Origin of the sequence: Variovorax sp. PDC80 (assembly GCF_900115375.1) — a bacterium.
Lineage (GTDB): Bacteria > Pseudomonadota > Gammaproteobacteria > Burkholderiales > Burkholderiaceae_C > Variovorax.
On record NZ_FOWG01000001.1, the window covers coordinates 100,066 to 124,098 of the forward strand.

Below are 24,033 nucleotides of genomic sequence, written 5' to 3' on the forward strand. Positions count from 1 at the left end.
GTTTCCGGGTCCTTCAGGGTCCCACCCCCAGTTCTTCCAGTCAGTCAGGAACGACAGCCGTGGCCACCCGGGCCTTTGCCGGGTCCGCGCAGGCGTTCCGCTCACGCTCACAATTCAGAATGTCGTCCCCCAACCTGCATCCCATGCTCAACGTGGCCGTGAAGGCCGCTCGCGCCGCCGGCGCCATCATCAACCGCGCCGCGCTCGACGTCGAGGCCGTGCGCATCTCCCAGAAGCATGTGAACGATTTCGTCACCGAGATCGACCACGCGAGCGAGCAGGCCATCATCGAAACGCTTCTCACGGCGTACCCGGGGCACGGCATCCTGGCCGAGGAATCGGGCTCCGAGCACGGCGCCAAGGATTCCGACTACGTCTGGATCATCGATCCGCTCGACGGCACCACCAACTTCATCCACGGCTTCCCGTTCTACTGCGTGTCGATCGCGCTGTCGGTGCGCGGCAAGATCGAGCAGGCCGTGGTCTACGACCCCACGCGCAACGACCTGTTCACCGCCACCAAGGGCCGCGGCGCCTACGTCAACGACCGCCGCATCCGCGTGTCCAAGCGCACCCGGCTGTCCGAATCGCTGGTGGCCACCGGCTTCCCGTTCCGCACCGGCGACAACTTCAAGCAGTACCTGGCCATCATGGCCGACCTGATGCCGCGCATGGCCGGCCTGCGCCGCCCCGGCGCCGCCGCGCTCGACCTCGCCTACGTGGCGGCCGGCTTCACCGATGCCTTCTTCGAGACCGGCCTCAACCCCTGGGACGTGGCGGCCGGCTCGCTGCTGGTGACCGAGGCCGGCGGCCTGATCGGCAACTTCACGGGCGAGCCCGACTTCATCGACCAGCGCGAATGCCTGGCCGGCGCGCCGCGCATCTACGGCCAGCTCGTGCCGCTCTTGGCCAAGTACTCGAAGTTCGCGAGCGTCGACGACAAGCTGCGCGCCAGCGACCGCGTGCGCGCGATCACCGCCGCGAGCAAGCCCCAGACCGAGGGCTCGGCCGACATCTACGCGCGCAGCACCGTGACCGAGATGGGCCCGGCCGAGGACGACCAGAACGCGGAGGCACCCGCCGCCACCGCCGCTCCGGCCAAGCGCAAGCTCACCCGCATCCGCCGCGACGCCCCCGCCGCCACCGGCCCGTTCGAGGGCGACGCTTCCGCCAAGTGATGGCAGGGGCCCGCGCCATCGGCGGCGAGACCCAGGCCTCGGTGCTGCAGCAGCGCCTGCGCGCCGCGCTGCGCATCGCGCTGAGCCACTACGTCGCCAGCGGCCTCACAGTCGCGCTCGGCCTGCTGTTCATCTCGGGCGGCGTGCATTTCTGGATCAACACCATCGCGGCCTCCTCGGCCGCGGTCGGCGTGATCGTCACCGCGCCGCCCGACCTGCCGGGCCCGCGCCGCGGCAAGTTCTGGCAGATGCTGCCGGCGCCGCTGATCGGGCTGCCGCTGTTTTTCGCCGTGCAGCTGCTGCACGCCGCGCCGATCCGGCTCGGCCTGCTGCTGGTGCCGGCCACCTTCTTCGCCTTCCTGGCCATGGCCTGGGGCAAGCGCGGCATCCCGATCGCGATCGCCGTGATGTTCTCGATGATCTTCTCGATGGCCACGCCCACGCCGCACGGCATGGCCGAAGCCATCGAGCGCACCTGGCACTTCGGCCTCGGCGCCGGGCTGTACGTGGTGTGGTCGGTGCTCGCCAACCTGATCCTCAACACGCGCTTTCGCGTGCAGTCGGTGGCCGACGTGCTGTATTCGCTGGCCGCGCTGATGCGCACCGAGGCCAGCCAGTTCACGCCCAAGGACGAGACCGGCGACGTGCGCGAGACCCCCGCGCCGATGCTGGGCCGCCTGCTGCGCGAGCAGGCCGCGCTGGCCGACCAGCTGCAGGCCACGCGCGACATCGTGCTCGAGTCGCCGCGCACGCCGCGCCGCCAGCGGCTGGCCGCGATGCTGGTGATCGTGCTCGAGATGCGCGACCAGCTGCTCGCGAGCGAGCTCGACCTCGATGCCCTCAAGACCCACCCCGCCCATGCCGATGCGCTGGTCGAGATGCGCTGCGTGCTCGAGGAACTGGCCGAGGACACCATCGCGCTGGCCGACGCGCTGCTCATGGGCCGCCACCCGCACCTCGTGGCCGACCGCCGGCCGCGCCTCGCGGCGATCCACGTCGACGGCGAGGATTCGGCCGGCCACCCGCATCCCATGCTGCCCGGCCCCAACGCCGCCATGCTCGCGCGTGGCCTCGCGAGCCGCATCGGCCACATCAACGACGAGGTGCTGCGCCTGTCGGCCATGGCGCGCGGCGACGCCGAGCCCAACCTCGCCGTGGTGCGCGCCAACTGGCAGATGTTCGTGAGCCCCACCGACTGGTCGTGGCGCCCCTTCTTCACCCTGTGGCGCTGGGACGCGCCGCCGCTGCGCCACGCGATCCGCGCCGCGCTCGCGATCGCGGCCGGCTACGCGGTCGCGGTCTCGATGCCCTGGGGCTCGCACGATTACTGGATCCTGCTGACCATCGTGGTGGTGCTGCGCGGCAGCCTCTCGCAGACGCTGGAGCGGCGCAACCACCGCGTGGCCGGCACCCTGCTGGGCTGCGTGCTCGCGGTCGGCCTGCTGTCGGCGCATCTCTCGGCGCTCGGGCTGCTGGCCGTGCTCACGGTGGCGCAGGCCATCGCCCACAGCTTCGCGGTGCGGCGCTACCTGATCACCGCGGTGGCCGCCACCGTGCTGGGCCTGCTGCAGGCCCACATGCTCAACACCGGCGCGGCGCCGCTGTTCGCGCTGTTCGAGCGCATTGCCGACACGCTGATCGGCGCCGCGCTCGCCTGGGCCTTCTGCTACGTGCTGCCCTCGTGGGAACGCGGCCAGATCCCGGCGCTGGTGGCGCGCGTGCTGACCGCGCAGGCACGCCATGCGCGGCTCGCGCTGGGCCTGGGCCAATTGCAGACCGTCGACAGCAGCCCCGAGCTCGAATGGCGGCTCGCGCGCCGAGAGGCCTTCGACAGCCTCTCGGCGCTGGTGCAGGCCACGCAGCGTTCGCTGTCCGAACCGCGCGCGGTGCAGCCGCCGGTCGAGCCGCTCGAGCACCTGCAGGCCCACAGCTACCAGCTGCTGGCGCAGCTCAGCGCGGTCAAGTCGATGCTGGTGCTGCGGCGCGACCGCCTCACGCCCGGCGAGGTCGAAGGGCCGCTCGCGCGCACCACGCAGCGCATCGAGGCCGCGATCGGCGCGGTGCCCACCTCGGGGCCCTCGCAGCCCGAGAGCACGGCCTCCACCGCCGTCGGCGGCCCGATCCCGCTGCCCGATCCCTTCGACAACGACATCAGTCCCTGGCTGCTGCGCCGGCTCGACCTGGCGACTGCGCTGTCGACCCAATTGCGCGACGATGCGGCCCGGATCCTCCAGGCATTGAACGAACAGGAAGCTTCGGGACTCGCATCGGCATGACCCTGTTGCAATCCATCCTCTCCCATCCCTGGTTCGGCACCTGGCTGGCCGCAGTCATCGCCGTTCCCGTCGCCCTCGCCGTGCACCGCATCGGCGGCATGGTGCTCAAGCGCATCACGCGCCCCGCGCCCGCCATCCATGCCATGGTGGTCGCCTGCCATGCGCCCGCGCGCGTGGTGCTGCCGCTGATCGCGCTGCAGATGGTGTGGCAGGCCACGCCCGAGGACCTGCGCTACATCGCGAGCGTGCGGCATCTCAACGGCCTGCTGCTGATCGCGGCCACCACCTGGCTCGCGCTCAAGGCCATCGGCGGCTTCGCCGACGGCGTGCTCGCGCAGCATCCGTCGGACGTGGCCGACAACCTGCAGGCGCGCCGCGTGCTCACGCAGACCCGCGTGCTCGCGCGCACCGCCATGACCGTGGTGGTGGTGGCCGGCGGCGCGATGATGCTCATGACCTTCCCGGGCGCGCGCCAGGTCGGCGCCAGCCTGCTGGCCTCGGCCGGCGTCATCGGCATCGTGGCCGGCCTCGCGGCCAAGCCGGTGTTCAGCAACCTCATCGCCGGCCTGCAGCTCGCGCTCGCGCAGCCGATCCGCATCGACGACGTGCTCGTGGTCGAGGGCGAATGGGGCCGCGTCGAGGAGATCACCGGCACCTTCGTCGTGCTCAAGATCTGGGACGAGCGCCGGCTGATCCTGCCGCTGACCTACTTCATCGAGAAGCCGTTCCAGAACTGGACCCGCCATTCGTCGCAGATCCTCGGCTCGGTGTTCGTCTATGCCGACTACGGCATGCCGCTGGCGCCGCTGCGCGCCGAGGTCGAGCGCATCGTGAAGGCCTCGCCCGAATGGGACGGCCGCTTCTTCAACCTGCGCGTGACCGACGCCACCGAACGCACCATGCAGATCCGCGTGCTGTGCACCGCCGCCACCTCGGGCCTGGCCTTCGACCTGCGCTGCAACGTGCGCGAGGGGCTGATCGACTTCATGCAGCGCGAGTACCCGCAGCACCTGCCGAAGGTGCGCGTGGGCAACGACCACCCGGTCGAGCGCGAGCCCGGGCCGCTGCAGCCGCAGGCCGTGGCCTGAGCGGCCTCCTTCGTCCCGAGCGTGCCGCGTTGAAGCCCGATCCCGAACCCAGAGGTCCGCTGGTACGCGCCCTGCTCTATGCCTTCGCCGTGCTGTGCCTGGTGCTCGGCCTCATCGGCGTGGTGGTGCCGGGCATGCCGACCACCGTCTTCATCCTGCTGGCCGCCTGGGCCGCGGCGCGCAGCTCGCCGCGGCTGCATGCCTGGCTGCTCGGGCACCGCATCTTCGGGCCGCTGCTGCACAACTGGGCCCACGGCCGTACCGTGAGCCGGCGCGCCAAGTGGAGCGCCACCGTCACCATGGCGCTGTGCGCCGTGATCATCTCGTACACCGCGCACCGGGCCTGGACCGCGGTGCTCGCGATCGGCTGCATGGCGGTGGTGCTGGCCTGGCTGTGGTCGCGGCCGCTGCCGCCGCCCTGATCGGCGTACGCGGCGTACGCCGCGGGCTCAGGGCCGCAGCGGTGGCCATGCGAGGTTCGTGAACGCCCGCAGCAGCCACTCGACGGGCCCGTAGGCGAAGCGCCCCATCCACCAGCGACTCAGCGGCAGCTGGCAACCGAAGATCGCGAAGGCGATCCCCATCGCCGCGAGCGGCGGCGTCGCGCCGATCCAGCGCAGCCCGTAGGCCAGGAACAGCCAGGCGCACACGGCCGACTGCAGCAGGTAGTTCGACAGCGCCATGCGCCCCGCGGGCGCGAGCCAGCCTTCGAGCACGCGGCCGCGCGGCGTGCGGAACAGCAGCACCAGCGCGCAGGCATAGGCGGCGCTCAGAAACGGTGCCGTGAGCAGCGTGGCCGAGAGCCCGAGGAAGTCGCGCACCGAGCCATCGACGCGCAGCGCCGACTGGGCATAGAAGGCCGCGCCCGGCAGCCCCACCACCAGCCCCCAGGCCAGCAGGCGCCGGAACAGCGGCAGGTGCGTGCCGGTATCGGCCAGCAGCGCATGCCGCCCCGCGACGAAGCCCGCGAAGAACATCGCGAGCGCCGTCGGTGCCTGCACCAGCGCCGTGAGCCACCAGATCTGCGACAGCTCGCGCAGGTGCTGCACGATGACCGTCATCGGCGTGCCGCGGTAGGCCGCCAACGCGGAGACGGCTTCCGCATAGGCGCTGCGCAGGTCCATCGGTTCGCCGCCCAGCGCGCGCGACAGCAGCAGGCTGAAGGCGGCCCACAGCAGCGCGGTGCCCAGCACCAGTGCGATGCCCGCGCCCAGCAGGAAGCGGTCGCCGCGCCGGTGCAACATCAGCAGCACCACGCCGATCACGCCATAGGTCGTGAGGATGTCGCCCTGGTAGAGCAGCACCCCATGCGCCACGCCCAGCAGCCACAGCCCCAGCAGCCGGCGCGCCATGCGCGGCGCGAACGCGCGGCCCGCGCGCTGCGCGGCCTCCTTCTGCAGCAGGAAGCTGTAGCCGAACAGGAAGGAGAACAGCAGGTAGAACTTGGTCTCGAAGACGAAGGTGCGCACGAACACCGCGAGCCGCTCGGGCAGCGAGTTCGCGAGCGGATCGGGCAGCCCCATGCCGTAGTAGGTCGAGGCGAAGGTCGCGATGTTGACCACCAGGATGCCCAGCAGCGCGAAGCCGCGCAGCGCATCGACCGTGGTCTGGCGCTGCGGCGCATGAGGCGCGGCTGGCGCGGGCGGTGAGGAAGGCGCTTCGGCCTCGTCCATTCCCTGCATGCGGCGCTCAGGCCACCGGCGCGCGCTTCGGGTCGGTCACCGGGCAGTGGCCATGCACCTCGAGCAGCCGCACCAGGTCCTCGGAACTGCGCGCCTTGGCCCAGTCGCGCTCGGTGTCCGAGATGCCCACCACGTGCAGGAAATCGAACTTGCCCGAGTCGAGCTGCGCCGTTGCCGGATAGTGCTTCGGCTGTGCCAGCAGCACGTGGCGCAGCGCCGACGCGGCCTTCTGCCTGATCGGCCCGCCCAGCGGGATGCGGTCGCCGTAGTCCAGCGGCGGCTTGTCCTCGCCGAAGCGGCCATGCGCGAGCAGCACGTTGTAGGCCAGCAGCTTCTGCAGCAGCTTGATCGGCCAGGTCTCGCCGGCCTGCGACGGCACCTCGAGCACCAGCTCGGAGCCGATCCACGAGTAGTCCTCGGGGTCGTAGTCGGCGGGCTCGCCCTCCCAGGGCGTCGATCCGCCCGAGGTCACGTAGAGCCAGGAGTTGCGCACGGGCGTCGGCTCGAACTCGAACACGCCCAGGTGCAGCCAGCGCGGATCGATGTCCTGCGCGCCCAGCGCCGAGAAGTCATCGGGGCCCAGCACGAAGATGCCCTTGCGCTTCTCGCCGAAGAGCTGGGGGTAGAGGACTTCCTCGCGGTACTTCCAGACTTCTTCCATCGAGCTCATTGCGTCTTCTCCTGGTTCGGTACGGGCCGGCCCTGCGTGGACACGGGCCGTCAGAGAATGGCCAGCAGCATCGCGTCGCCGCGCCCGGCAGCCGCGGCATAGAAAAGCTGAAGCTGCGCATACCAGTGGGCCAGGTACTCGAAGGCTTCGTCTCCCTCGTCTTCCCAGATGCCCGTGGGATAGATGTAGGCCTCCTCGAGCTCGGCCGGCTTGAAGCGCTGGCGCAGTTCGTCGACAGGCAGGGCCGCCAAGGCCTCCGCGGCCTCCTTGACCTGCGGCGCGCCGAGATAGCGCGGCGCGCCATAGCCCATGTCGTCGCCGATCGCGGTGCCGCCCAGGATCGGCAGCGAGAGCGGTCCGCCGCCCCCATAGGCTTCGTGGGTCATCAGGAAGTGCAGGCCATGCCAGGCCTTGTCGATGTCGAGCACGCGGTCCTCGGCATCGCCACCGATCTGCGCCATGAAATGGTCGGCAGCGGTTTCCGGGGCGGCCTTCAATGCCTCGAGCGTTTCCTGCGTCAGTGCGACGAACGATGCGGTCATTCCCATGGCGACTCTCTTTCTTTTTGCGATGCGCCGATTAGATACCGAACGGGCGGCCCGAATCGGGGGCATGGCACGGCTCGGGCGGCAACGCGACGCCGATCCGTCCTCAAGGCGCGGCCTCATGGCGCCGGCCCACGATCCGCCGGATCGCCTCCACCAGCAGCCGCGCGCCCTCCCCGAGTTCGGCGCCGCGCCGCACCGTCATGCCCACCGGTCCCTCAGTGCTCGCGGTGTCGATCGCCACGCGCCGCAGTTCGCCGCGCGCGATGAAGCCTTCCACCGCCCCCTGCGGCGCGAACCACACGGCATCGGAGCGCTGCAGCAGCCCGACGATGAAACTGGTGTCGGTCGCTTCCACGAGCCGGTGCGGCAGCTCCAGGCCGCGCGCGATCAGGAAGGCATCGGCCGTGTGGCGGATCAGCGTGCCCGACACCGGCAGCACCAGCGGATGGGCGGCCAAGGCATCGAGCGGCGGCCGGCGCCGCGCGGCCAGCGGATGGTCGGGGCGCACCACCAGCAGCAGCGGCTCGCTGTAGAACTGCTCGAAGGCGAGATCGGCCATCGCCGAGGCCTGGGCGAGCCGTCCCAGCACGAGGTCGATCTCGCCCTGGCGCAGCTGCGTCATCAATTGCGCGTTGGTGCCGCTCATGACCCGCACGCGCAGCGCGGGATGCGCGGCATTGAGCAACGCGACCGCCTCGGGCAGCAGGTTGGGCACCATGTTCGGCAGCGCGCCGACGGCCACCAGCAACTGGTCGGCATCGGGCTGGTCCATGGCCAGGCCCATGCCCTCCCGCAGTCCGCGCAGGGCCGACACCGCGTGCCGCACCAACACCTCGGCCGCGGGCGTGAGCTCGACGCCGCGGCGGCGGCGCAGCAGCAACTGGCGCCCCACGATCTCCTCGAGCTCGGCGATGGTCTTGGACACCGCGGGTTGCGTCAGCGACAGGGCCTCGGCCGAGCGCACCAGGTTGCGCTCCTGCGCCACGGTCACCAGGCACTGCAGGTGGCGCAGCTTCAAGCGAGAAAAGTTCATGGCTGACATGGCGGCTGGCTATGAAGCGGCGGGCACCAAATATAACGAGACGGAATACCTGGCGGAACAGCTTTCAGTTGTGCGCGCGGCACCGCGCTCCTAGAGTGCGCCGACACGGAGACAAGGAAACACCCGCATGACCCCCCGCATCCCGAAGGGCCGGCGCCTGGCGCTCGCCAGCGCCTGCATGGCCGCATCGCTCGTCCTGGGCCTCGGCGCCCCGGCCGCCGCCCTGGCGCAAACCGAAGCCGCGTACCCGGCCAAGCCCGTGCGCTTCCTCACCAACTTCCCGGCCGGCGGGCCGCTCGACATCCTCGGGCGCGCGCTCGGCGAGGTGCTGCAGAAGGAACTGAAGCAGCCCTTCATCGTCGACAACCGGCCCGGCGCGGGCGGCAACATCGGCGCCGACCTCGTGGCCAAGAGCCCGGCCGACGGCTACACAGTGCTGCTGAGCATCGACAGCACCTTCACCATCAACCCGCAGCTCTACGCCACGATGCCGTTCGCGGCGAAGGACCTGAAGCCGCTGATGATCTTCAGCTCCTCGGGCCTGGCCTTCGGCACCGGCGCCGCGGTCAAGGCGAAGACGCTGCCCGAGTTCGTCGCGCAGGCCAAGGGCGAGTCGGTCACCTTCGGCTCGGCCGGCAACGGCAGTCCCGGCCACATCGCCGCGGAGATCTTCGCCAACGCCACCGGCGCGAAGATCACGCACGTGCCCTACAAGGGCAACGCGCCCGCCGTGCTGGCGCTGCTCTCGGGCGAGGTGCAGGCCGGCATCCTGGCCACGCCGGGCCTGCTGCCGCACCTGCAGGCCGGCAAGCTGCATGCGCTCGCGGTCACCGGCCGTCAGCGTTCGCCGCTGCTGCCGCAGGTGCCCACGGTGGGCGAGCTCGGATTGAAGGACCTCGAGTTCGAGGTTCTCTATCTCGCGATGGTGCCGGCCGCCACGCCCGAGCCCGTGATGCAGACCTTGCGCACGGCGCTGCAGTCGGCACTGGGCCGGCCCGAGGTGAAGGCGCGGCTCGCTTCGCTCGACATGGTGGCGCTCGGCGAGACCGGTGCCGCGGCCGCGTCGCACCTCGACGGCAACCGCGAACGCTACGGCCGCATCGTCAAGGCCACGGGCATGAAGGTGGATTGAGATGCACCGCTCAGCGCGCGGCCGCCGACTGGCGCCTGCCCCGGTCCGCCTTCGGCAGCACCGCCTGCGCCACCATGCGCTCGGCCCGCTCCTGCAAGCGATGCAGCGCCGCATCGAAGCGCTCGGCCTCGCCGGCATCGAGCGCGCCCATCAGCTCGCCGTTGATCGCCGTCACGAGCGGAAAGAGCGCGTCGTACAGCGCCTGCCCGCTGTCGGTGAGGCGCAGCTGCACATGGCGCCGGTCGCCTGCGCGCGCCACGCGCGAGAGCAGTTTCTTTTCCACCAGCGAGCCCACGGCCTTCGAGGTGCGCGCGCGGTCGAGCTGCGCATGCTCGGCCAGTTGCGAGGAGCCGAGCTCGCCGCGGCTCGCGAGCGTGGCGATCAGCCGCCACTCGCGGCGCGTGATGCCGAAGCGGCCCTCGCACAGGCGGATCACCATGCTGCCGGCCACCGCGAGCAGGCGCGAGAGGCGGTAGAGCAGCAGGTCGTCGAGCGGGCGGCGCGGCGGCGCGAGACTGGCGTCCTCGGCCGCCTTGATGGTGGCCTTGGCCGTCTTGCGAGCGGTCGCTTTCACGGGCACATCGATGGGCTGGGGCATCGCGCTCGGGTTAATCCGGGGAATGGTTGATTTGATCAATCGACTGTAGCGTCTCCAGAATCGTCCGCAGCCGCGGGACCACGCCCCGCCGACCCGGCGCCTTTCGGAGACTTCGCCCCATGCCTTCCCGCCCCTCGCACGCTTCCCACCTGCCCGCCCCCGACCGCCGCCGGCTGGTCGCCGCGCTCGGCGGCCTCGCGCTCGCGCCCGCGCTGTCGCGCGCCCAGGGCTTCGCGCCGGGCCAGCCGATCAAGGTGCTGATCGGCGTGCCCGCAGGCGGCACGCAGGACGTGCTCACGCGCGCCATCGCGCAGGAGGTGCGCGACAGCCTCGGCCCGCTGATCATCGACAACCGCTCGGGCGCGGCCGGCCGCATCGCGGTCGAGACGGTCAAGACCGCGGCGCCCGACGGCCACACGCTGCTGCTGGGCACGGCCGGCATGATGACCATGTTCCCGAGCGCCTACCGCAACCTCTCGTACGACCCGATCAAGGACTTCGCGCCGATCCTCAACGCGGCGCGCTTCGAGCTCGCGCTGGTGCTCAACAAGGACGTGCCCGCGAACACGCTGCCCGAGTTCATCGCCTGGGCCAGGGCGCAGGGCGACAAGGTCAGCTTCGCCTCGTACGGCGCCGGCACGCCCTCGCACTTCCTCGGCGAGATGCTCAACCGCGCGGCCGGGCTGAAGATGGTGCACGTGCCCTACCGCGGCTCCACGCCCGCGCGCCAGGACGTGATGGGCGGCACCGTGCCGGTCTACTTCGACACCGTGGGCGGCGCGCAGCAGATGCTGCCCTCGGGCCGCGTCAAGGTGCTGGCCACCAGCGGCGAGAAGCGCTCGCCGCTGATGCCCAACCTGCCGAGCTTCGTCGAGGCCGGCTACAAGGACGTGGTCGCCACGGCCTGGTTCGCCTACTACGCGCCGCTCAAGACGCCGCAACCCGTGGTCGAGAAGCTGCGCGCCGAGTTCGCGCGCGCCGTCAACAAGCGCGAGGTGCGCCAGATGCTGCTGCAGAACGGCATGTACCCGGTGGCCGACACGGGCGACGCCCTCGTGAAGACCATGCGCGAGGACACGGCACGCTGGGCCGGCATCATGAAGGCCGTGAATTTCCAGGCCAACGACTGAACCCCATTACATGAAACGCAAGGAGGAACCCATGCAACCCACGCACCCGATCACCCGCCGCCTCGCCGGCCTGATGGCCATCGCCGGTCTCGCGACGGCTCTGACGGCCACCGGCGCCGCCGCGCAGGCGCTCGACGGCCCGCTGCACATCGTCGTCGGCTATGCGCCCGGCGGCGCCACCGACCGCGTCGCGCGCATCGTCGGCGACAAGCTCTCGCCCAAGCTCGGCGTGCCGGTCATCGTCGACAACAAGCCCGGCGCGGGCGGCCGCCTCGCGGCGCAGCAGGCCAGGGCCACGCCCGCGAACCAGAACGTGCTGATGCTCGCCAACCCCGCCGTGATGGTGGTGGCGCCGCTGGTGTTCAAGGACAACGGCTACGACCCCGAGCGCGACTTCGTGCCGGTCTCGCACGTCAACGACTACGACTTCGCGCTCGCCGTGTCGCCCACGCTGCCGGTGCGCGAACTCAACCACCTGCTGGCCTGGATGCGCGCCAATCCCAAGCAGGCCAACGTCGGCGTGCCGGCCACCGGCAGCCTGCCGCACTTCTTCGGCCTCATGGTCGGCGAGAAGGCCAAGGTCCAGACCCAGGTCATCGGCTACCGCGGCTCGGCGCCGCTGCTCAACGACCTGATCGGCGGCCAGGTGCCGATCGCGGTCGACACCGAGGACGTGGTGATCCCGCAGCACGAGGGCGGCAAGCTGCGCATCCTCGCGATCTCGGGCGCCAAGCGCTCGCCCTTCGCGCCCTCGGTGCCCACCTTCAAGGAAGCCGGCCTCGACCTTTCGGCCAGCGGCTGGAACACCTTCTTCGCGCCCGCCACCATGCCGCGCGAGAAGGTCGAGCGCCTCGCCACCGCGATCCGCGAGGTGATGCAGGACCCCGACACGGTGCGCAAGTTCACCGACTCGAAGATGACGCCGGTGGTCAGCACCCCGGCGCAGACCGCCGCGATGCTCAAGGCCTACCGGCTGCAATGGGGTCCGGTGGTGCAGAAATCGGGCTACCAGCCCTGACCTTTTTCCCGGCCCTGCAGGCCCTCGACACCATGACAAGACCCAACATCATCTTCATCGTCGCCGACGACCTCGGCTATGCCGACCTCGGCTGCTACGGCGGCCGCGACGCCGCCTTCGGCCCGGTCTCGCCGGTGCTCGACGGCCTGGCCGCCAAGGGCCTCAAGCTCACGCAGGGCTACGCGAACTCGCCCGTGTGCTCGCCCACGCGCTTCGCGATGATCACTGCGCGCTACCAGTACCGGCTGCGCGGCGCGGCCGAGGAGCCGATCAACAGCAAGAGCCGCGGCAGCAGCACGCTGGGCCTGCCGGTCGACCATCCCACCCTGCCCTCGCTGCTCAAGGCCAGCGGCTACCGCACCGCGCTGATCGGCAAGTGGCACCTCGGCTATCCGCCGAGCTTCGGCCCGCTGCGCTCGGGCTACGAGGAGTTCTTCGGCCCGATGTCGGGCGGCGTCGACTACTTCACCCACTGCGACTCGAGCGGCCGCCACGACCTCTGGTACGGCGAGGAGGACAAGCAGGAAGAGGGCTACCTCACCGACATCCTCTCGAAGCGCGCCGTCGACTTCGTCGAGCGCATGGCGCAGCAGCCTGCGGAGGAGGCCAAGCCCTTCTTCCTGAGCCTGCACTACACCGCGCCGCACTGGCCGTGGGAAACGCGCGACGATGCCGACAAGGCGCCGCTGGTGAAGGACAACCTGTTCGACCTCGCGGGCGGCAACATCCACGTCTACCGCCGCATGATCCATCACATGGACGAGGGCATCGGCTGGATCATGGCCGCGCTCGAGAAGCACGGCATGGCCGAGAACACGCTGGTGGTCTTCACCAGCGACAACGGCGGCGAACGCTTCTCCGACAACTGGCCGCTGGTCGGCGGCAAGATGGACCTGACCGAAGGCGGCATCCGCGTGCCATGGATCGCCCACTGGCCCGCCGTCATCGCGCCCGGCGGCGAGAGCGCCCAGCACTGCCTGACCATGGACTGGTCGGCCACCATGCTCGACGCGGCCGGCGTGCAGGCCGACCCGGCCTACCCGCTCGACGGCGTCTCGCTGATGCCCGTGCTCAAGGACGCGAAGCACGGCTTCCGCCGCCCGCTGCACTGGCGCATGAACCACCGCGGCCAGCAGGCGCTGCGCGACGGTGACTGGAAGTACCTGAAGGTCGACGGCAACGAGTACCTGTTCAACATCCCGTCCGACGAGCGCGAGCGCGCCAACCGCGCGAAGCAGGAGCCCGAACGGCTCGCGGCGATGCGCGAGGACTGGCTCGCCTGGAACGCGACCATGCCGCCGATTCCGGAGGATGCGACGGTGAGCCTGGGGTATTCGGTGAAGGACATGCCGCAGCGCTGAGCGCTGCGCGCTTCGATTTGTCCCGGTTGTCGTAGTCCCGCTACGGCAACTCGGACAAATTCAAATGCGGGCCCGAGGACACGCCCGCTACTCGCTCCCGGCGTCGCCCCGCGCGCTGGACATCCCCAGGCTCCACAACCGCAGCGCCACATGGATCTCCAGCGCCCGGCTCGCGCTGCCCCAGTGCCCCAGCAGTTCCTCGACGCTCGCGAGCCGCTGGCGCACGGTGTTCACATGGATGCCCATGCGCGCCGCGGTGGTCTTCGCGTTCTGGTTGCAGTCGAAGTAGGCCAGCAGGGTCGACGTGAGTTCCGCGCCGCGCTTGCGATCATGGCTCGTGAGCGCGCCGATGGTGGCGTCGAGGAAGGTGTTGAGGCTGCCCTGGTCGTGGGTCTCGAACAGCACCGAATAGAGCGCCATCTCGTTCTGCCCGACGATGGCACCGCGCATGCCCAACCGACCCAGCACGGGCAGCGCGCGGCGCAGCGCGGCATACAGCGCGGGCATCTCGGCCGGCGACTGCACCGGCCGCGACAGCACGCCGCGGTAGGCATCGCCGAGCTCGCGCCGCGCGAAGGCGGTGACGGCCTCGAGCACGTCCTGCGCGCGGGTCGCGGCGCAGACGATGGCAAGGGCGCCGTCGACCTCGTCGAACACCTGCTCGGACATCGGCGTGCCGGCACGCAAACGCCGGGCCCAGAAGCCGGGCCGGGGCTCGGCCATCTCGACCACCATCAGCGAGATCGGCTGCGAGAGGTCGAGCCCGAAGCGCTCGGCGCGGTCGCGCGTGAGCGCGGGCTCGTCCTGGCGCGGCGAGATCAGGGTGCGCAGCAGCGCCGCCACCTCGCGGCTCTTGCCGGCCTCCACGCGCTCCTGTGACAGCAGCACGATGCCGATGATGCTGGAGCTGCGCTCGAAGGTGCGCAGCGAGGTCTCGCGCAGGTCCTGGTGCCGGAACAGCAGCACTGCACCGAGCACCTCGTTGCCCCCGAGCACCGCGATGGCGCGGCACAGCTCGCCGTCGCGCTCGTAGGCCACCACCGAGCGGCCGGCCTGCCGGCTCTCGCGCAGCGCCTTCGCGAGCGCGGCGCTGTGCTCGTCGTTCGGCGCATAAGCGTCAGCGGCCGTGCCCTCATAGCCCGGCGCCAGCGCGCGGCCGATGACCTGGTGGGCCTCGTCGAGCACCAGCACGCCGCCGTTGAGCAGCTGCGCGATCGACTCGCACAGCGCGCCCAGCGACGCGCCCTTGGCCAGCAGCGAGGTCAGCTGCTCGTGCGCCTCGGCCGCGCCCTGCACGTCGCGCACGTGTCGCTCGAGTTCGCCACGCGCCTCGTCGGCATGCGCGAGCGCGTCCTTCGCTTCCGCGAAGGCCTTGGCGTTCTCGATCGCCACCGCCGCATGCGCGGCCAGCGTGCAGAGGATCGACACGTTGAGCGCGGTGTGCGTGCGGTGGTAGCGGTCGGCCACGAACAGCAGGCCGATCACCTCGTCGTCGCGCATCAGCGGCGCGCCCACCAGCGCGGCCACGCCCTCGTCGCGGAAGATGTCGTCGAGCGTGGGGTCGTGCACGAAGCGGTTGTCGTGCAGGTAGTCGGGCGTGAAGAAGGGCAGCCGCGTGCTCATCACGATGCCCGCGATGCCGAGGTTGCGGCCCACGGTCATGCGGCCGGTGCGGTCGGAGATCGCGCCGTCGGCCACCACCACCTGGAACGCGCCGGTCGCGGTGTCGTAGACCGTGAGCCAGCACAGGTGCGAGCCCATCAGGTGGCGCGCGCGCTTCACGATGGTCTTGAGCAGGCCCGTGAGGTCGAGCCGGCCCGAGAGGTCCTGCGCCGATTCGATCACCGCGAGCATGCCGCGCTCGCGCTGCTCGTGCAGCTCGAGCCGGTTGCGCAGCGCCATCGCCATGCGCACCAGCTCGACCAGGCTGGACTTGCGCCGCAATGCATCGGGCAGTGCTTCCACGGCCGCGAGCCGGCCGGCGAATTCTTCCGCGGGCGCATTCCGGTGCAGCAGGCCGATCAGTTCGGCGGCGATCTCGTCGGCCGCCTGCTCGCTCGCATCGCGCGAGGAGCCCGCCGCGCGCGGTCGTTCGGTGGACAGGGATGACATAGGGCCGCGAAGGCTAGCAGAACGATGCGGCCATGCCCATGGGTCCGATCCCTCTCCCCTGGTGCCGCGATGGCGATCGCGAACACCGCATCACATCGGCAGGGGGTTGCCAGTGTGCGCGACGCACATAGTTTTGACGCGGTGCTTTCAAGACACTGCCGATGAAGCGAGAGCGCCATGGCGCCCGCATGGACACAACGAGACACCACAGGAACCCATGAGCATCATCGATTCACTGCGGCCCGCGCCGGGCCTGCGGGTGCTGATCAGCGCGGGCGCGTCCGGCATCGGCGCGGCCATCGCGCTGGCCTTTCGCGAGACCGGCGCGCGCGTGCATGTCTGCGACATCGACCGCCTCGCGCTCGACCGCATGGCGCGCGAGGCGCCCGAGATCACCTCGAGCATGGCCGACGCCTCGGTGCCCGAGGACGTGGCGCGCGTGTTCGACGACGTGGAAGGTGCGCTCGGCGGGCTCGACGTGCTGATCAACAACGTCGGCATCGCGGGCCCCACCGGCGCGCTGCAGGACCTGCAGCGCGGCGACTGGGAGCGCACGGTGGCGGTCAACCTGCACAGCCAGTTCTATTTCGCGCAGCGCGCGATCCCGCTGCTCAAGCGCTCGCAGGCCAACCCTAGCCTGATCGCGATGAGCTCGGTCGCGGGCCGGCTCGGCTATCCGTTCCGCACGCCTTATGCATCGACCAAGTGGGCCATCGTCGGCCTGATGAAGTCGCTGGCCATCGAGCTCGGCCCGCATGGCGTGCGCGTCAACGCGATCCTGCCGGGCACGGTCGAGGGCGAGCGCATGAACAGCGTGATCGGCGCGCGCGCCGCCACCGCAGGCGTGTCGGTCGAGGCCATGCGCGCCGAGTACCTGCAGAAGATCTCGCTGCGCCGCATGGTCACGCTCGACGACGTGGCGGCGATGGCGCTGTTCCTCTGTTCGAGCGCGGCCCGCAACCTCACGGGCCAGGCGATCAGCGTCGACGGGAACATGGAATACCTCTGAACGCCGACGAGCGGCCCACCCCTTTTTTTCAAGAAGCATGGAGACATCAATGCGCAGATCCGCCCCCTTCCCCCTCTCGTTCAACGCCGCCGCGTCGGCCCTGGCCTGTTCGCTGGCCCTGCTGTCGGCCGGTGCTTCGGCCGCGCCCGTGAAGATCGGCGTGCTCGAGACGCTGTCGGGCCCGCAGGCCTCGTCCGGCCAGGCCTACCGCACGGCCGTGCGCTTCGCGATCGACCAGATCAACGCGGCCGGCGGCTGGAACGGCGAGCCGGTGCAGCTGCTCGAGTACGACAACCAGGGCGGTCCCGCGGGCGCGGCCGACAAGCTCAAGGCGGCCGCGGCCGACGGCGTGCACCTGATCGTGCAGGGTGCCTCCTCGGCCATCGGCGGCCAGATCACCGAGGACGTGCGCAAGTACAACCTGCGCAATCCCGGCAAGGAGATGATCTACATCAACGTGGGCGCCGAGGCGCTGGAGCTCACGGGCGAGAAGTGCAACTTCCACCACTTCCGCTTCAGCGGCGACGCGCAGATCCGCACCAAGGCCCTGGTCAGCGCGATGAAGCAGGCCAACGCGCTCGGCACCCGCGTCTATTCGATCAACCAGAACTACTCCTGGGGCCAGGACATGGAGCGCGCCATCGTCGACAACGCATCGGCCGGCGGCTACCAGGTGGTGGAGAAGACCCTGCACGACGTCAACAAGGTGCAGGACTTCGCGCCCTACGTAGCGAAGATCAGCGCCGCCAAGGCCGACTCGGTGCTCACCGGCAACTGGTCGAACGACCTGCTGCTGCTGATGAAGGCCTCGAAGTCGGCCGGCCTCAAGGTGCGCTTCGGCACGGTCTTCCTCGATCAGCCCGGCAACATCGCGAACGCGGGCGATCTCGCGGTCGGCCATTTCGTGGCCCACACCTTCAACGCCGAGGCCGCCGGTGCCGAGGGCGAGCGCTTCGTGGCCGACTACAAGGCCAAGACCGGCCACGCGCCGGCCTTCATCGAGCCGCAGACCGTGTTCGGCATGGCGATGGTGGCCGATGCGCTCAAGCGCACCAAGCCAGAGAACGGCGCGCTCAACGTCAATGCGCTGGCACGCGCGATCGAGACCGCGAAGATCAAGACTCCGATGGGCGAGATGAGCATGCGCGCGGCCGACCACCAGGCGCTGCTGCCGATGGTGGTGTCGACCGTGACCAAGGACGCGCGCTACAAGGCCGACGACACCGACATGGGCTTTAAGCCGGTGAAGCGCTTCACGGCCGAGGAAGCCTCGACGCCCGCGCAGTCGAGCTGCGCGATGAAGCGCCCAGGCTGAGCGCCCGCGCGCTCCTCTCTCCGGGGCCGCGCCACGCGGCCCCGTTCCCCGAATCCCCTCACCGGCGGGACGCGCGCGTCCCGCCGGCGCAGCCTCGGCTGCTCGCAAGGACAACCATGGACCAGCTCATCGTCTCGCTCATGAACGGCATCGTCTACGGACTGCTGCTGTTCATGGTGTCGGCCGGCCTCACGCTCATCTTCGGAATGATGGGCGTGCTCAATTTCGCGCATGCCTCGTTCTACATGCTGGGCGCCTACCTCGCCTACACGCTGCAGGGCACCATCGGCTTCTGGGCCGCGGTCATCGCCGCGCCGATCCTGGTCGGCCTGATCGGCGTGGTGGTCGAGCGCTTCTTCCTGCGCCGCGTGCACCACCACGGCCATGCGCACGAGCTGCTGCTGACCTTCGGCCTGTCGTTCATCATCGCCGAGACCATCAAACTGTTCTTCGGCAACTTCCCGGTCGACTACCGCATCCCGCCCACGCTCGACGTGCCGGCCTTCGCCATCGGCGGCGCCCAGTACCCGGCCTACCGCCTGCTGATGGGCGGCATCGCGATCGCGATGTTCGTGGCCATCTACCTGCTGCTCACGCGCACCCGCGTCGGCATCGTGGTGCGCTCGGCGATCTACAAGCCGCGCATGGCCGAGGCGCTGGGCCACAACGTGCCGCTGGTGTTCATGGGCGTGTTCGGCGTCGGCGCCGGCCTCGCGGGCCTGGCGGGCGCGGTGGCCGGTGCCTTCTACACCACCAACCCCAACATGGCGCTCGAGCTCGGCGTGATGGTGTTCGTGGTGGTGGTGGTCGGCGGCCTCGGCTCGCTGGGCGGCGCGATGCTGGCCTCGCTGCTGATCGGCGTCATCACCTCGTTGGCCGTGGGGATCGACCGCAGCCTGGCCGACCTGTTCGCGCTGGTCGGCGCGGGCGACTGGGCGCGCGGCGTCGGCGGGCTGATGACGCTCAAGCTCTCGAGCCTGTCGGCCACCATTCCGTTCGCGCTGATGCTGCTGATCCTGCTGGTGCGGCCGAGCGGGCTGATGGGCGAGAAGAACTGAGCGGGAGGGCCGAAACGATGAAGACCTCCCTCTCCCTGCTCGCCGCCGGCGTCGCGCTGCTGCTGGCCCTGCCCTTCCTGCTGTCGCAGGGGCTGCTCAACGCGGCCATCCAGATGCTGATCGCCGCGCTGTTCGCGAGCGCCTACAACCTGCTGTGCGGCCAGGCCGGCATGCTGTCCTTCGGCCATGCGGCCTACTTCGGCGTCGGCGCCTTCGGCACCGTGCATGCGATGAACGCGCTCGGCGGCGCCGGCCTGCTGCCCACGCCGCTGATGCCGCTGGCGGGCGCGGTCTGCGGCCTGGCCATCGGCGGCATCGCGGGCTGGTTCGCCACCCAGCGCAGCGGCACCTACTTCGCGATGATCACGCTGGCCATCGCCGAGCTGATCCATTCGCTGGCGCCGCACCTCAAGGGCCTGTTCGGCGGCGAGGCCGGCGTGTCGACCATGCGCATGCCGGCCTGGGGCTTCGGCTTCGGCACGACCACCGAGGTCTACTACCTCACGCTGGGCTGGGTGCTGCTGTCGCTCGCGCTGCTCTACCTCTACACCCGCACGCCGCTGGGCCGGCTGACCTGCGGCCTGCGCGAGAACAGCCACCGGCTGCGCTTCCTGGGCTACAACGTGCACGGCCTCGGCGTGCTGGTGTTCGCGGTCTCGGCCATGTTCTCGGGCATCGCGGGCGGGCTGCAGGTGGTGTCGAACGAATCGGCGAACTACGTGGTGTTCGATCCCGCGCTGTCGGCCGCGGTGGTGCTCAACACCTACATCGGCGGCGTGCAGGTGTTCCTGGGCCCGGCGCTGGGCGCCGCGCTCATGACCTTCTTCGGCTACGCCGTGTCGGACCTCACGCGCTCGTGGCTGCTCTACCAGGGCATCCTCTTCGTGCTGGTGATGATGTTCATGCCCGCCGGCCTCGCGGGCCTGGTGGGCACCACCGCGCGGCTGCGCCAGCGCTTCGGCCTGGCCCGGCTGCTGCCGGTGGTGGCGCTGTCGGTGGGCGCGGCGCTGCTGCTGAGCTTCGGCGGCGCCTTCGCGATCGAGATGCTGCAGCGCGCCTTCTCGCAGGACTACCGCTCGCTCGCCAACCTGCAACCGGGTGGCGGCTGGCCGCCGATCCAGTTCCTGGGCCGCGCCTGGCTGCCGCTGTCGTTCGCGACCTGGGCCGTGCCGATCGCGCTGCTCGCCGTCGGCGGGCTGCTCGCGCGCTTCGCGCGGCAACGGCTGCGAACCCTGGCCCAGCGCGAAGCCGACGCTCCCCTCGCGGCGCAGGCCGCGTCCCTCACCGAGCGCACCGGAGGCGCCTCATGAACGACCCGATTTTGAGCATCCGCGGCCTGCGCAAGTCCTTCGGCCCCACCGAGATCATGCGCGGCGTCGACCTCGACCTGCTGGACGCCGAGCGCCATGCGCTGATCGGCCCCAACGGCGCGGGCAAGTCCACGCTGTTCCACCTGATCTCGGGCCAGCTCGCGCCCACGGCCGGCAGCATCCACTTCGACGGCCAGTCGATCGCCGGGCGCACGCCGCAGGCCATCAACCGGCTCGGGCTCGCGCGCTCGTTCCAGATCACCAACATCTTTCCCAAGCTCACCGTGTTCGAGAACATCCGCCTCGCGGTCATGCGCCGCCATGGGCTGCAGTACGTCTTCTGGCGCTTCATCGACCGCGACCGCGCCATCCGCGAGGAGACCGAGCGGCTGCTCGAGCTGGTGCGATTGAACGCGCGTGCCGCGACGATCGCAGGCGAGATGGCCTATTCGGAACAGCGCTCGCTCGAGATCGCGATGACGCTGGCCTCGGACCCCAAGGTGATCCTGCTCGACGAGCCGATGGCCGGCATGTCGACCGAGGAGACGCACTACACGGCCGAGCTGATCCGCGAGGTCACGAAGGGCCGCGCGCTGATGATCGTGGAGCACGACATGGACGTGGTGTTCTCGCTGAGCGACCGCATCAGCGTGCTGGTCTACGGCCAGGTGATCGCCACCGGCACGCCGCAGGAGATCCGCGCCAATGCCAGCGTGAAAGAGGCCTATCTCGGCGAGGAGGTGGCGGCATGAGCACGACCGACACGCTGCTGAGCGTCGAGGACCTCCACGTCCACTACGGCAAGAGCCACGTGCTGCACGGCGTCGACCTGCGCGTCGGGCGCAACGAGGTCATCAGCCTGCTCGGGCGCAACGGCTCGGGCCGCTCCACCACCATGAAGGCCATCATGGGCCTGGTGCCGCCATCCGCGGGCAGCATCCGGCTGCGCGAACGCGAGCTGGCCGGCGCGCGGCCCTATGCCGTGTGCCGCGCCGGCATCGGCTACGTGCCCGAGGAGCGCGAGGTGTTCGCCAACCTCACGGTCGACGAGAACCTGCGCATGGGCGAGCAGCGCGCCGTGCCCGGCGCGCACCGCTGGACCGTCGAGCAGATGTTCGACTACTTCCCGCGCCTCAAGGAGCGCCGCAACACCAAGGCCGGCAGCATGTCGGGCGGCGAGCAGCAGATGCTGACCATGTGCCGCTCGCTGCTGGGCAATCCGCTCCTGATGCTGATCGACGAGCCCACCGAGGGCCTGGCGCCCAAGATCGTGGCCCAGGTCGGCGAATGCATCGTCGACATGCACCGCAAGGGGCTGTCGGTGGTGCTGGTCGAGCAGAAGCTCGCGATCGCGCTCAAGGTCTCGACCCGGGTCTGCGTGATGGGCCACGGCCGCATCGTGTTCGAGGGCACGCCGCAGGCGCTCAAGGCCGACCAGCAACTCGTCTCGGAGTGGCTCGCGGTCTGACGCGGCCCCCCCCATCCTTCATCCCTTCCACACATCCCATGGCAAGCACCCAAGACAAGGTCATCATTTCCTGCGCGGTCACCGGCTCGGTCCATACGCCGAGCATGTCCGAGCACCTGCCGCTCACGCCCGACCAGATCGCCGAGCAGGCGATAGCAGCGGCCGAGGCCGGCGCGGCGATCCTCCACCTGCACGCGCGCGATCCCGTCGACGGCCGCCCTTCGGCCGATCCCAAGGTCTTCGACCAGTTCGTGCCGCGCATCAAGGCCGCGACCGACGCGGTGATCAACATCACCACCGGCGGCAGCACGCGCATGACGCTGGCCGAGCGGCTGGCCTACCCGCTGCAGGCCAAGCCCGAGATGTGCTCGCTCAACATGGGCTCGATGAACTTCTCGATCCACACGGCGGCGCGGCGCATCCCGGAGTGGAAGCACGACTGGGAGCAGCCCTATGTCGAGGGCATGGAGGACCTGATCTTCCGCAACACCTTCCGCGACATCAAGCACATCCTGCAGGTGCTCGGCGAGGACTGCGGCACGCGCTTCGAATTCGAGTGCTACGACGTCGGCCATCTCTACAACCTCGCGCACTTCGTCGACGAGGGCCTCGTCAAGGGCCCGCTGTTCATCCAGAGCATCTACGGCATCCTCGGCGGCCTCGGGCCCGATCCCGAGAACCTCGTGACCATGCGCGCCACCGCCGACCGGCTGTTCGGCCGCGACGGCTACCGCTTCTCGATCCTCGGCGCGGGCCGCCACCAGATGCCGCTCTTGACCATGGGCGCGGTGATGGGCGGCAACGTGCGCGTGGGCCTCGAGGACAGCCTCTACCTCGCCCGCGGCCAGCTCGCGAAGTCCTGCGCCGAGCAGGTGCGCAAGATCCGCCGGATCCTCGAGGAGCTCTCGCTCGAGATCGCGAGCCCCGACGAGGCGCGCGCGATGCTGGGCCTCAAGGGCAGGGACGCGGTCGCGTTCTGAGCCCCGCTCCTCTTTTTTTCTTCATTCATCGGGAACAGCAATGAACAAGACACTGGACGGCCGCGTGGCCATCGTCACCGGCGCGGGCAGCGGCCTCGGCCGCGCCCATGCGCTGGCGCTCGCACGCCACGGTGCGCGCGTGGTGGTCAACGACGTGGCCGGCGCGCATGAAGGATCGCCGGGCCGCGCCGTGGCCGACGAGATCGTGCGCGCGGGCGGCAGCGCCATCGCGGACGGCGGCGACGTCACCGACTTCGCGGCCATGGAGACGATGGCCGCGCGCGCCGTGGCCGAATGGGGCCGCGTCGACATCCTCGTCAACAACGCCGGCGTGCTGCGCGACAGGAGCTTCTCGAAGATGACGCTCGAGGACTTCCGCCGCGTGATGGACGTGCATCTGATGGGCAGCGTACATGCCGTGAAGGCCGTGTGGGAGACGATGCGCGCGCAGCGCTATGGCCGCATCGTGATGACCACCTCTTCCTCGGGCCTGTACGGCAACTTCGGCCAGTCGAACTACAGCGCGGCCAAGATGGCGCTGGTCGGGCTGATGCAAACGCTCGCGCTCGAGGGCGTGCGGCAGGACATCCGCGTGAACTGCCTCGCGCCCACCGCCGCCACCGCCATGACCGAGGGCGTGCTGCCGCCCGAGGCGCTGGCGCGGCTGCAGCCCGACTACGTGAGCCCCGGCCTGGTCGCGCTGGTGGGCGAGGACGCGCCCACGCGCACCATCCTGCTCGCGGGCGCGGGCAGCTTCGAGAGCGCCCACCTCACGATGACGCGCGGCATCTTCATCGACGGCAGCGCCGATACCGCGGCCGAGGTCGCCGCGCGCATGGACGAGATCCGCGACCGCCGCGACGAGCGCGTGCCGGGCACGGGCTTCGAGCAGTACCAGTGGGAGCTTTCGAAGGCCGGCTTCGAGGTGCCGCTGCCGCACTGAGGGCGCCTGCTCAGGGTTTACGCGGCATGGGCCGCACACACAGGAACGCGGCCTGCTGTGTCCGGCCCGCACATTGGATTCGGGACCCGTGCGCGAGAGACTGTGCCGCGTCCCA

General features: G+C 70.3%; 22 protein-coding genes. 16 read left to right on the plus strand and 6 right to left on the minus strand.

All coding sequences use genetic code 11. The annotated features are described in order from the left end of the window. Nucleotides 1-119 precede the first annotated feature (119 nt). The 4 genes from BM109_RS00480 to BM109_RS00495 are packed head-to-tail and all read left to right on the plus strand — an operon-like array spanning nucleotide 120 to nucleotide 4,964. Complete coding sequence (locus tag BM109_RS00480; protein ID WP_093339512.1) at nucleotides 120-1,178, plus strand: inositol monophosphatase family protein; 1,059 nt, start codon at nucleotides 120-122, stop codon at nucleotides 1,176-1,178. Next, complete coding sequence (locus BM109_RS00485; RefSeq protein ID WP_093339515.1) at nucleotides 1,178-3,454, plus strand: FUSC family protein; 2,277 nt, start codon at nucleotides 1,178-1,180, stop codon at nucleotides 3,452-3,454. The genes BM109_RS00480 and BM109_RS00485 overlap by 1 nt, the downstream gene beginning before the upstream one ends. Then, nucleotides 3,451-4,542, plus strand: coding sequence for a mechanosensitive ion channel family protein (locus BM109_RS00490; protein ID WP_093339517.1), 1,092 nt, complete (start codon nucleotides 3,451-3,453; stop codon nucleotides 4,540-4,542). The genes BM109_RS00485 and BM109_RS00490 overlap by 4 nt, the downstream gene beginning before the upstream one ends. Before the next feature lie 29 nt (nucleotides 4,543-4,571). Then, entirely contained in the window at nucleotides 4,572-4,964 is a 393-nt protein-coding gene (locus tag BM109_RS00495; protein ID WP_093339520.1) for a YbaN family protein, read from the plus strand. A 27-nt stretch (nucleotides 4,965-4,991) separates the two neighbouring features. Here BM109_RS00495 and BM109_RS00500 read toward each other — a convergent pair whose 3' ends face one another. The 4 genes from BM109_RS00500 to BM109_RS00515 all read right to left on the minus strand — a co-directional run bounded on the left by BM109_RS00500 (nucleotide 4,992) and on the right by BM109_RS00515 (nucleotide 8,475). Beyond that, entirely contained in the window at nucleotides 4,992-6,215 is a 1,224-nt protein-coding gene (locus BM109_RS00500; protein WP_093339522.1) for a DUF418 domain-containing protein, read from the minus strand. Between the two features lie 16 nt (nucleotides 6,216-6,231). Continuing rightward, complete coding sequence (locus BM109_RS00505; RefSeq protein ID WP_093339525.1) at nucleotides 6,232-6,894, minus strand: suppressor of fused domain protein; 663 nt, start codon at nucleotides 6,892-6,894, stop codon at nucleotides 6,232-6,234. Between the two features lie 50 nt (nucleotides 6,895-6,944). Further along, entirely contained in the window at nucleotides 6,945-7,442 is a 498-nt protein-coding gene (locus BM109_RS00510; protein WP_177239211.1) for a YfbM family protein, read from the minus strand. Nucleotides 7,443-7,545: 103 nt separating this feature from the next. Beyond that, complete coding sequence (locus tag BM109_RS00515) at nucleotides 7,546-8,475, minus strand: LysR substrate-binding domain-containing protein (protein WP_256222235.1); 930 nt, start codon at nucleotides 8,473-8,475, stop codon at nucleotides 7,546-7,548. A 136-nt stretch (nucleotides 8,476-8,611) separates the two neighbouring features. On the opposite strand from BM109_RS00515, the gene BM109_RS00520 reads away from it, so the two are divergent. After that, nucleotides 8,612-9,616 carry a Bug family tripartite tricarboxylate transporter substrate binding protein gene (locus BM109_RS00520; RefSeq protein ID WP_093339533.1) on the plus strand — a complete coding sequence of 335 codons (1,005 nt, stop codon included), beginning with the start codon at nucleotides 8,612-8,614 and terminating at the stop codon, nucleotides 9,614-9,616. 10 nt (nucleotides 9,617-9,626) lie between these two features. Here the strand turns inward: BM109_RS00520 and BM109_RS00525 are convergent, their stop codons facing one another. Beyond that, complete coding sequence (locus tag BM109_RS00525; protein WP_371268764.1) at nucleotides 9,627-10,190, minus strand: MarR family winged helix-turn-helix transcriptional regulator; 564 nt, start codon at nucleotides 10,188-10,190, stop codon at nucleotides 9,627-9,629. A gap of 143 nt (nucleotides 10,191-10,333) precedes the next feature. Between BM109_RS00525 and BM109_RS00530 the strand changes: the two genes are divergently transcribed. The 3 genes from BM109_RS00530 to BM109_RS00540 are packed head-to-tail and all read left to right on the plus strand — an operon-like array spanning nucleotide 10,334 to nucleotide 13,723. Beyond that, entirely contained in the window at nucleotides 10,334-11,344 is a 1,011-nt protein-coding gene (locus BM109_RS00530; RefSeq protein WP_093339538.1) for a Bug family tripartite tricarboxylate transporter substrate binding protein, read from the plus strand. Nucleotides 11,345-11,375: 31 nt separating this feature from the next. Then, entirely contained in the window at nucleotides 11,376-12,362 is a 987-nt protein-coding gene (locus BM109_RS00535) for a Bug family tripartite tricarboxylate transporter substrate binding protein (RefSeq protein WP_093341181.1), read from the plus strand. 32 nt (nucleotides 12,363-12,394) lie between these two features. Then, complete coding sequence (locus BM109_RS00540) at nucleotides 12,395-13,723, plus strand: sulfatase family protein (RefSeq protein WP_093339540.1); 1,329 nt, start codon at nucleotides 12,395-12,397, stop codon at nucleotides 13,721-13,723. A gap of 87 nt (nucleotides 13,724-13,810) precedes the next feature. Here BM109_RS00540 and BM109_RS00545 read toward each other — a convergent pair whose 3' ends face one another. Beyond that, a complete protein-coding gene (locus tag BM109_RS00545; protein ID WP_093339543.1) occupies nucleotides 13,811-15,835 on the minus strand; it encodes a helix-turn-helix domain-containing protein in 2,025 nt (674 codons plus the stop codon). Between the two features lie 217 nt (nucleotides 15,836-16,052). On the opposite strand from BM109_RS00545, the gene BM109_RS00550 reads away from it, so the two are divergent. The 8 genes from BM109_RS00550 (at nucleotide 16,053) to BM109_RS00585 (ending at nucleotide 23,918) form a co-directional block, all read left to right on the plus strand. Next, nucleotides 16,053-16,844: an SDR family oxidoreductase gene (locus BM109_RS00550; RefSeq protein ID WP_093339545.1), complete on the plus strand. Its 792-nt coding sequence runs from the start codon at nucleotides 16,053-16,055 to the stop codon at nucleotides 16,842-16,844. A gap of 49 nt (nucleotides 16,845-16,893) precedes the next feature. Continuing rightward, nucleotides 16,894-18,159, plus strand: a complete 1,266-nt coding sequence (locus BM109_RS00555; protein ID WP_093339548.1) for a branched-chain amino acid ABC transporter substrate-binding protein — start codon at nucleotides 16,894-16,896, stop codon at nucleotides 18,157-18,159. A gap of 116 nt (nucleotides 18,160-18,275) precedes the next feature. Then, entirely contained in the window at nucleotides 18,276-19,217 is a 942-nt protein-coding gene (locus BM109_RS00560; protein WP_093339552.1) for a branched-chain amino acid ABC transporter permease, read from the plus strand. A gap of 17 nt (nucleotides 19,218-19,234) precedes the next feature. Continuing rightward, nucleotides 19,235-20,527, plus strand: a complete 1,293-nt coding sequence (locus tag BM109_RS00565) for a branched-chain amino acid ABC transporter permease (protein ID WP_093339555.1) — start codon at nucleotides 19,235-19,237, stop codon at nucleotides 20,525-20,527. Then, a complete protein-coding gene (locus BM109_RS00570; RefSeq protein ID WP_093339557.1) occupies nucleotides 20,524-21,279 on the plus strand; it encodes an ABC transporter ATP-binding protein in 756 nt (251 codons plus the stop codon). The genes BM109_RS00565 and BM109_RS00570 overlap by 4 nt, the downstream gene beginning before the upstream one ends. Then, nucleotides 21,276-21,995: an ABC transporter ATP-binding protein gene (locus tag BM109_RS00575; protein ID WP_093339559.1), complete on the plus strand. Its 720-nt coding sequence runs from the start codon at nucleotides 21,276-21,278 to the stop codon at nucleotides 21,993-21,995. The genes BM109_RS00570 and BM109_RS00575 overlap by 4 nt, the downstream gene beginning before the upstream one ends. 38 nt (nucleotides 21,996-22,033) lie before the next feature. After that, entirely contained in the window at nucleotides 22,034-22,975 is a 942-nt protein-coding gene (locus BM109_RS00580) for a 3,5-dioxohexanoate:acetyl-CoA acetone transferase (RefSeq protein ID WP_093339561.1), read from the plus strand. Between the two features lie 40 nt (nucleotides 22,976-23,015). After that, nucleotides 23,016-23,918, plus strand: a complete 903-nt coding sequence (locus BM109_RS00585; protein ID WP_093339563.1) for an SDR family NAD(P)-dependent oxidoreductase — start codon at nucleotides 23,016-23,018, stop codon at nucleotides 23,916-23,918. Nucleotides 23,919-24,033: the final 115 nt, after the last annotated feature.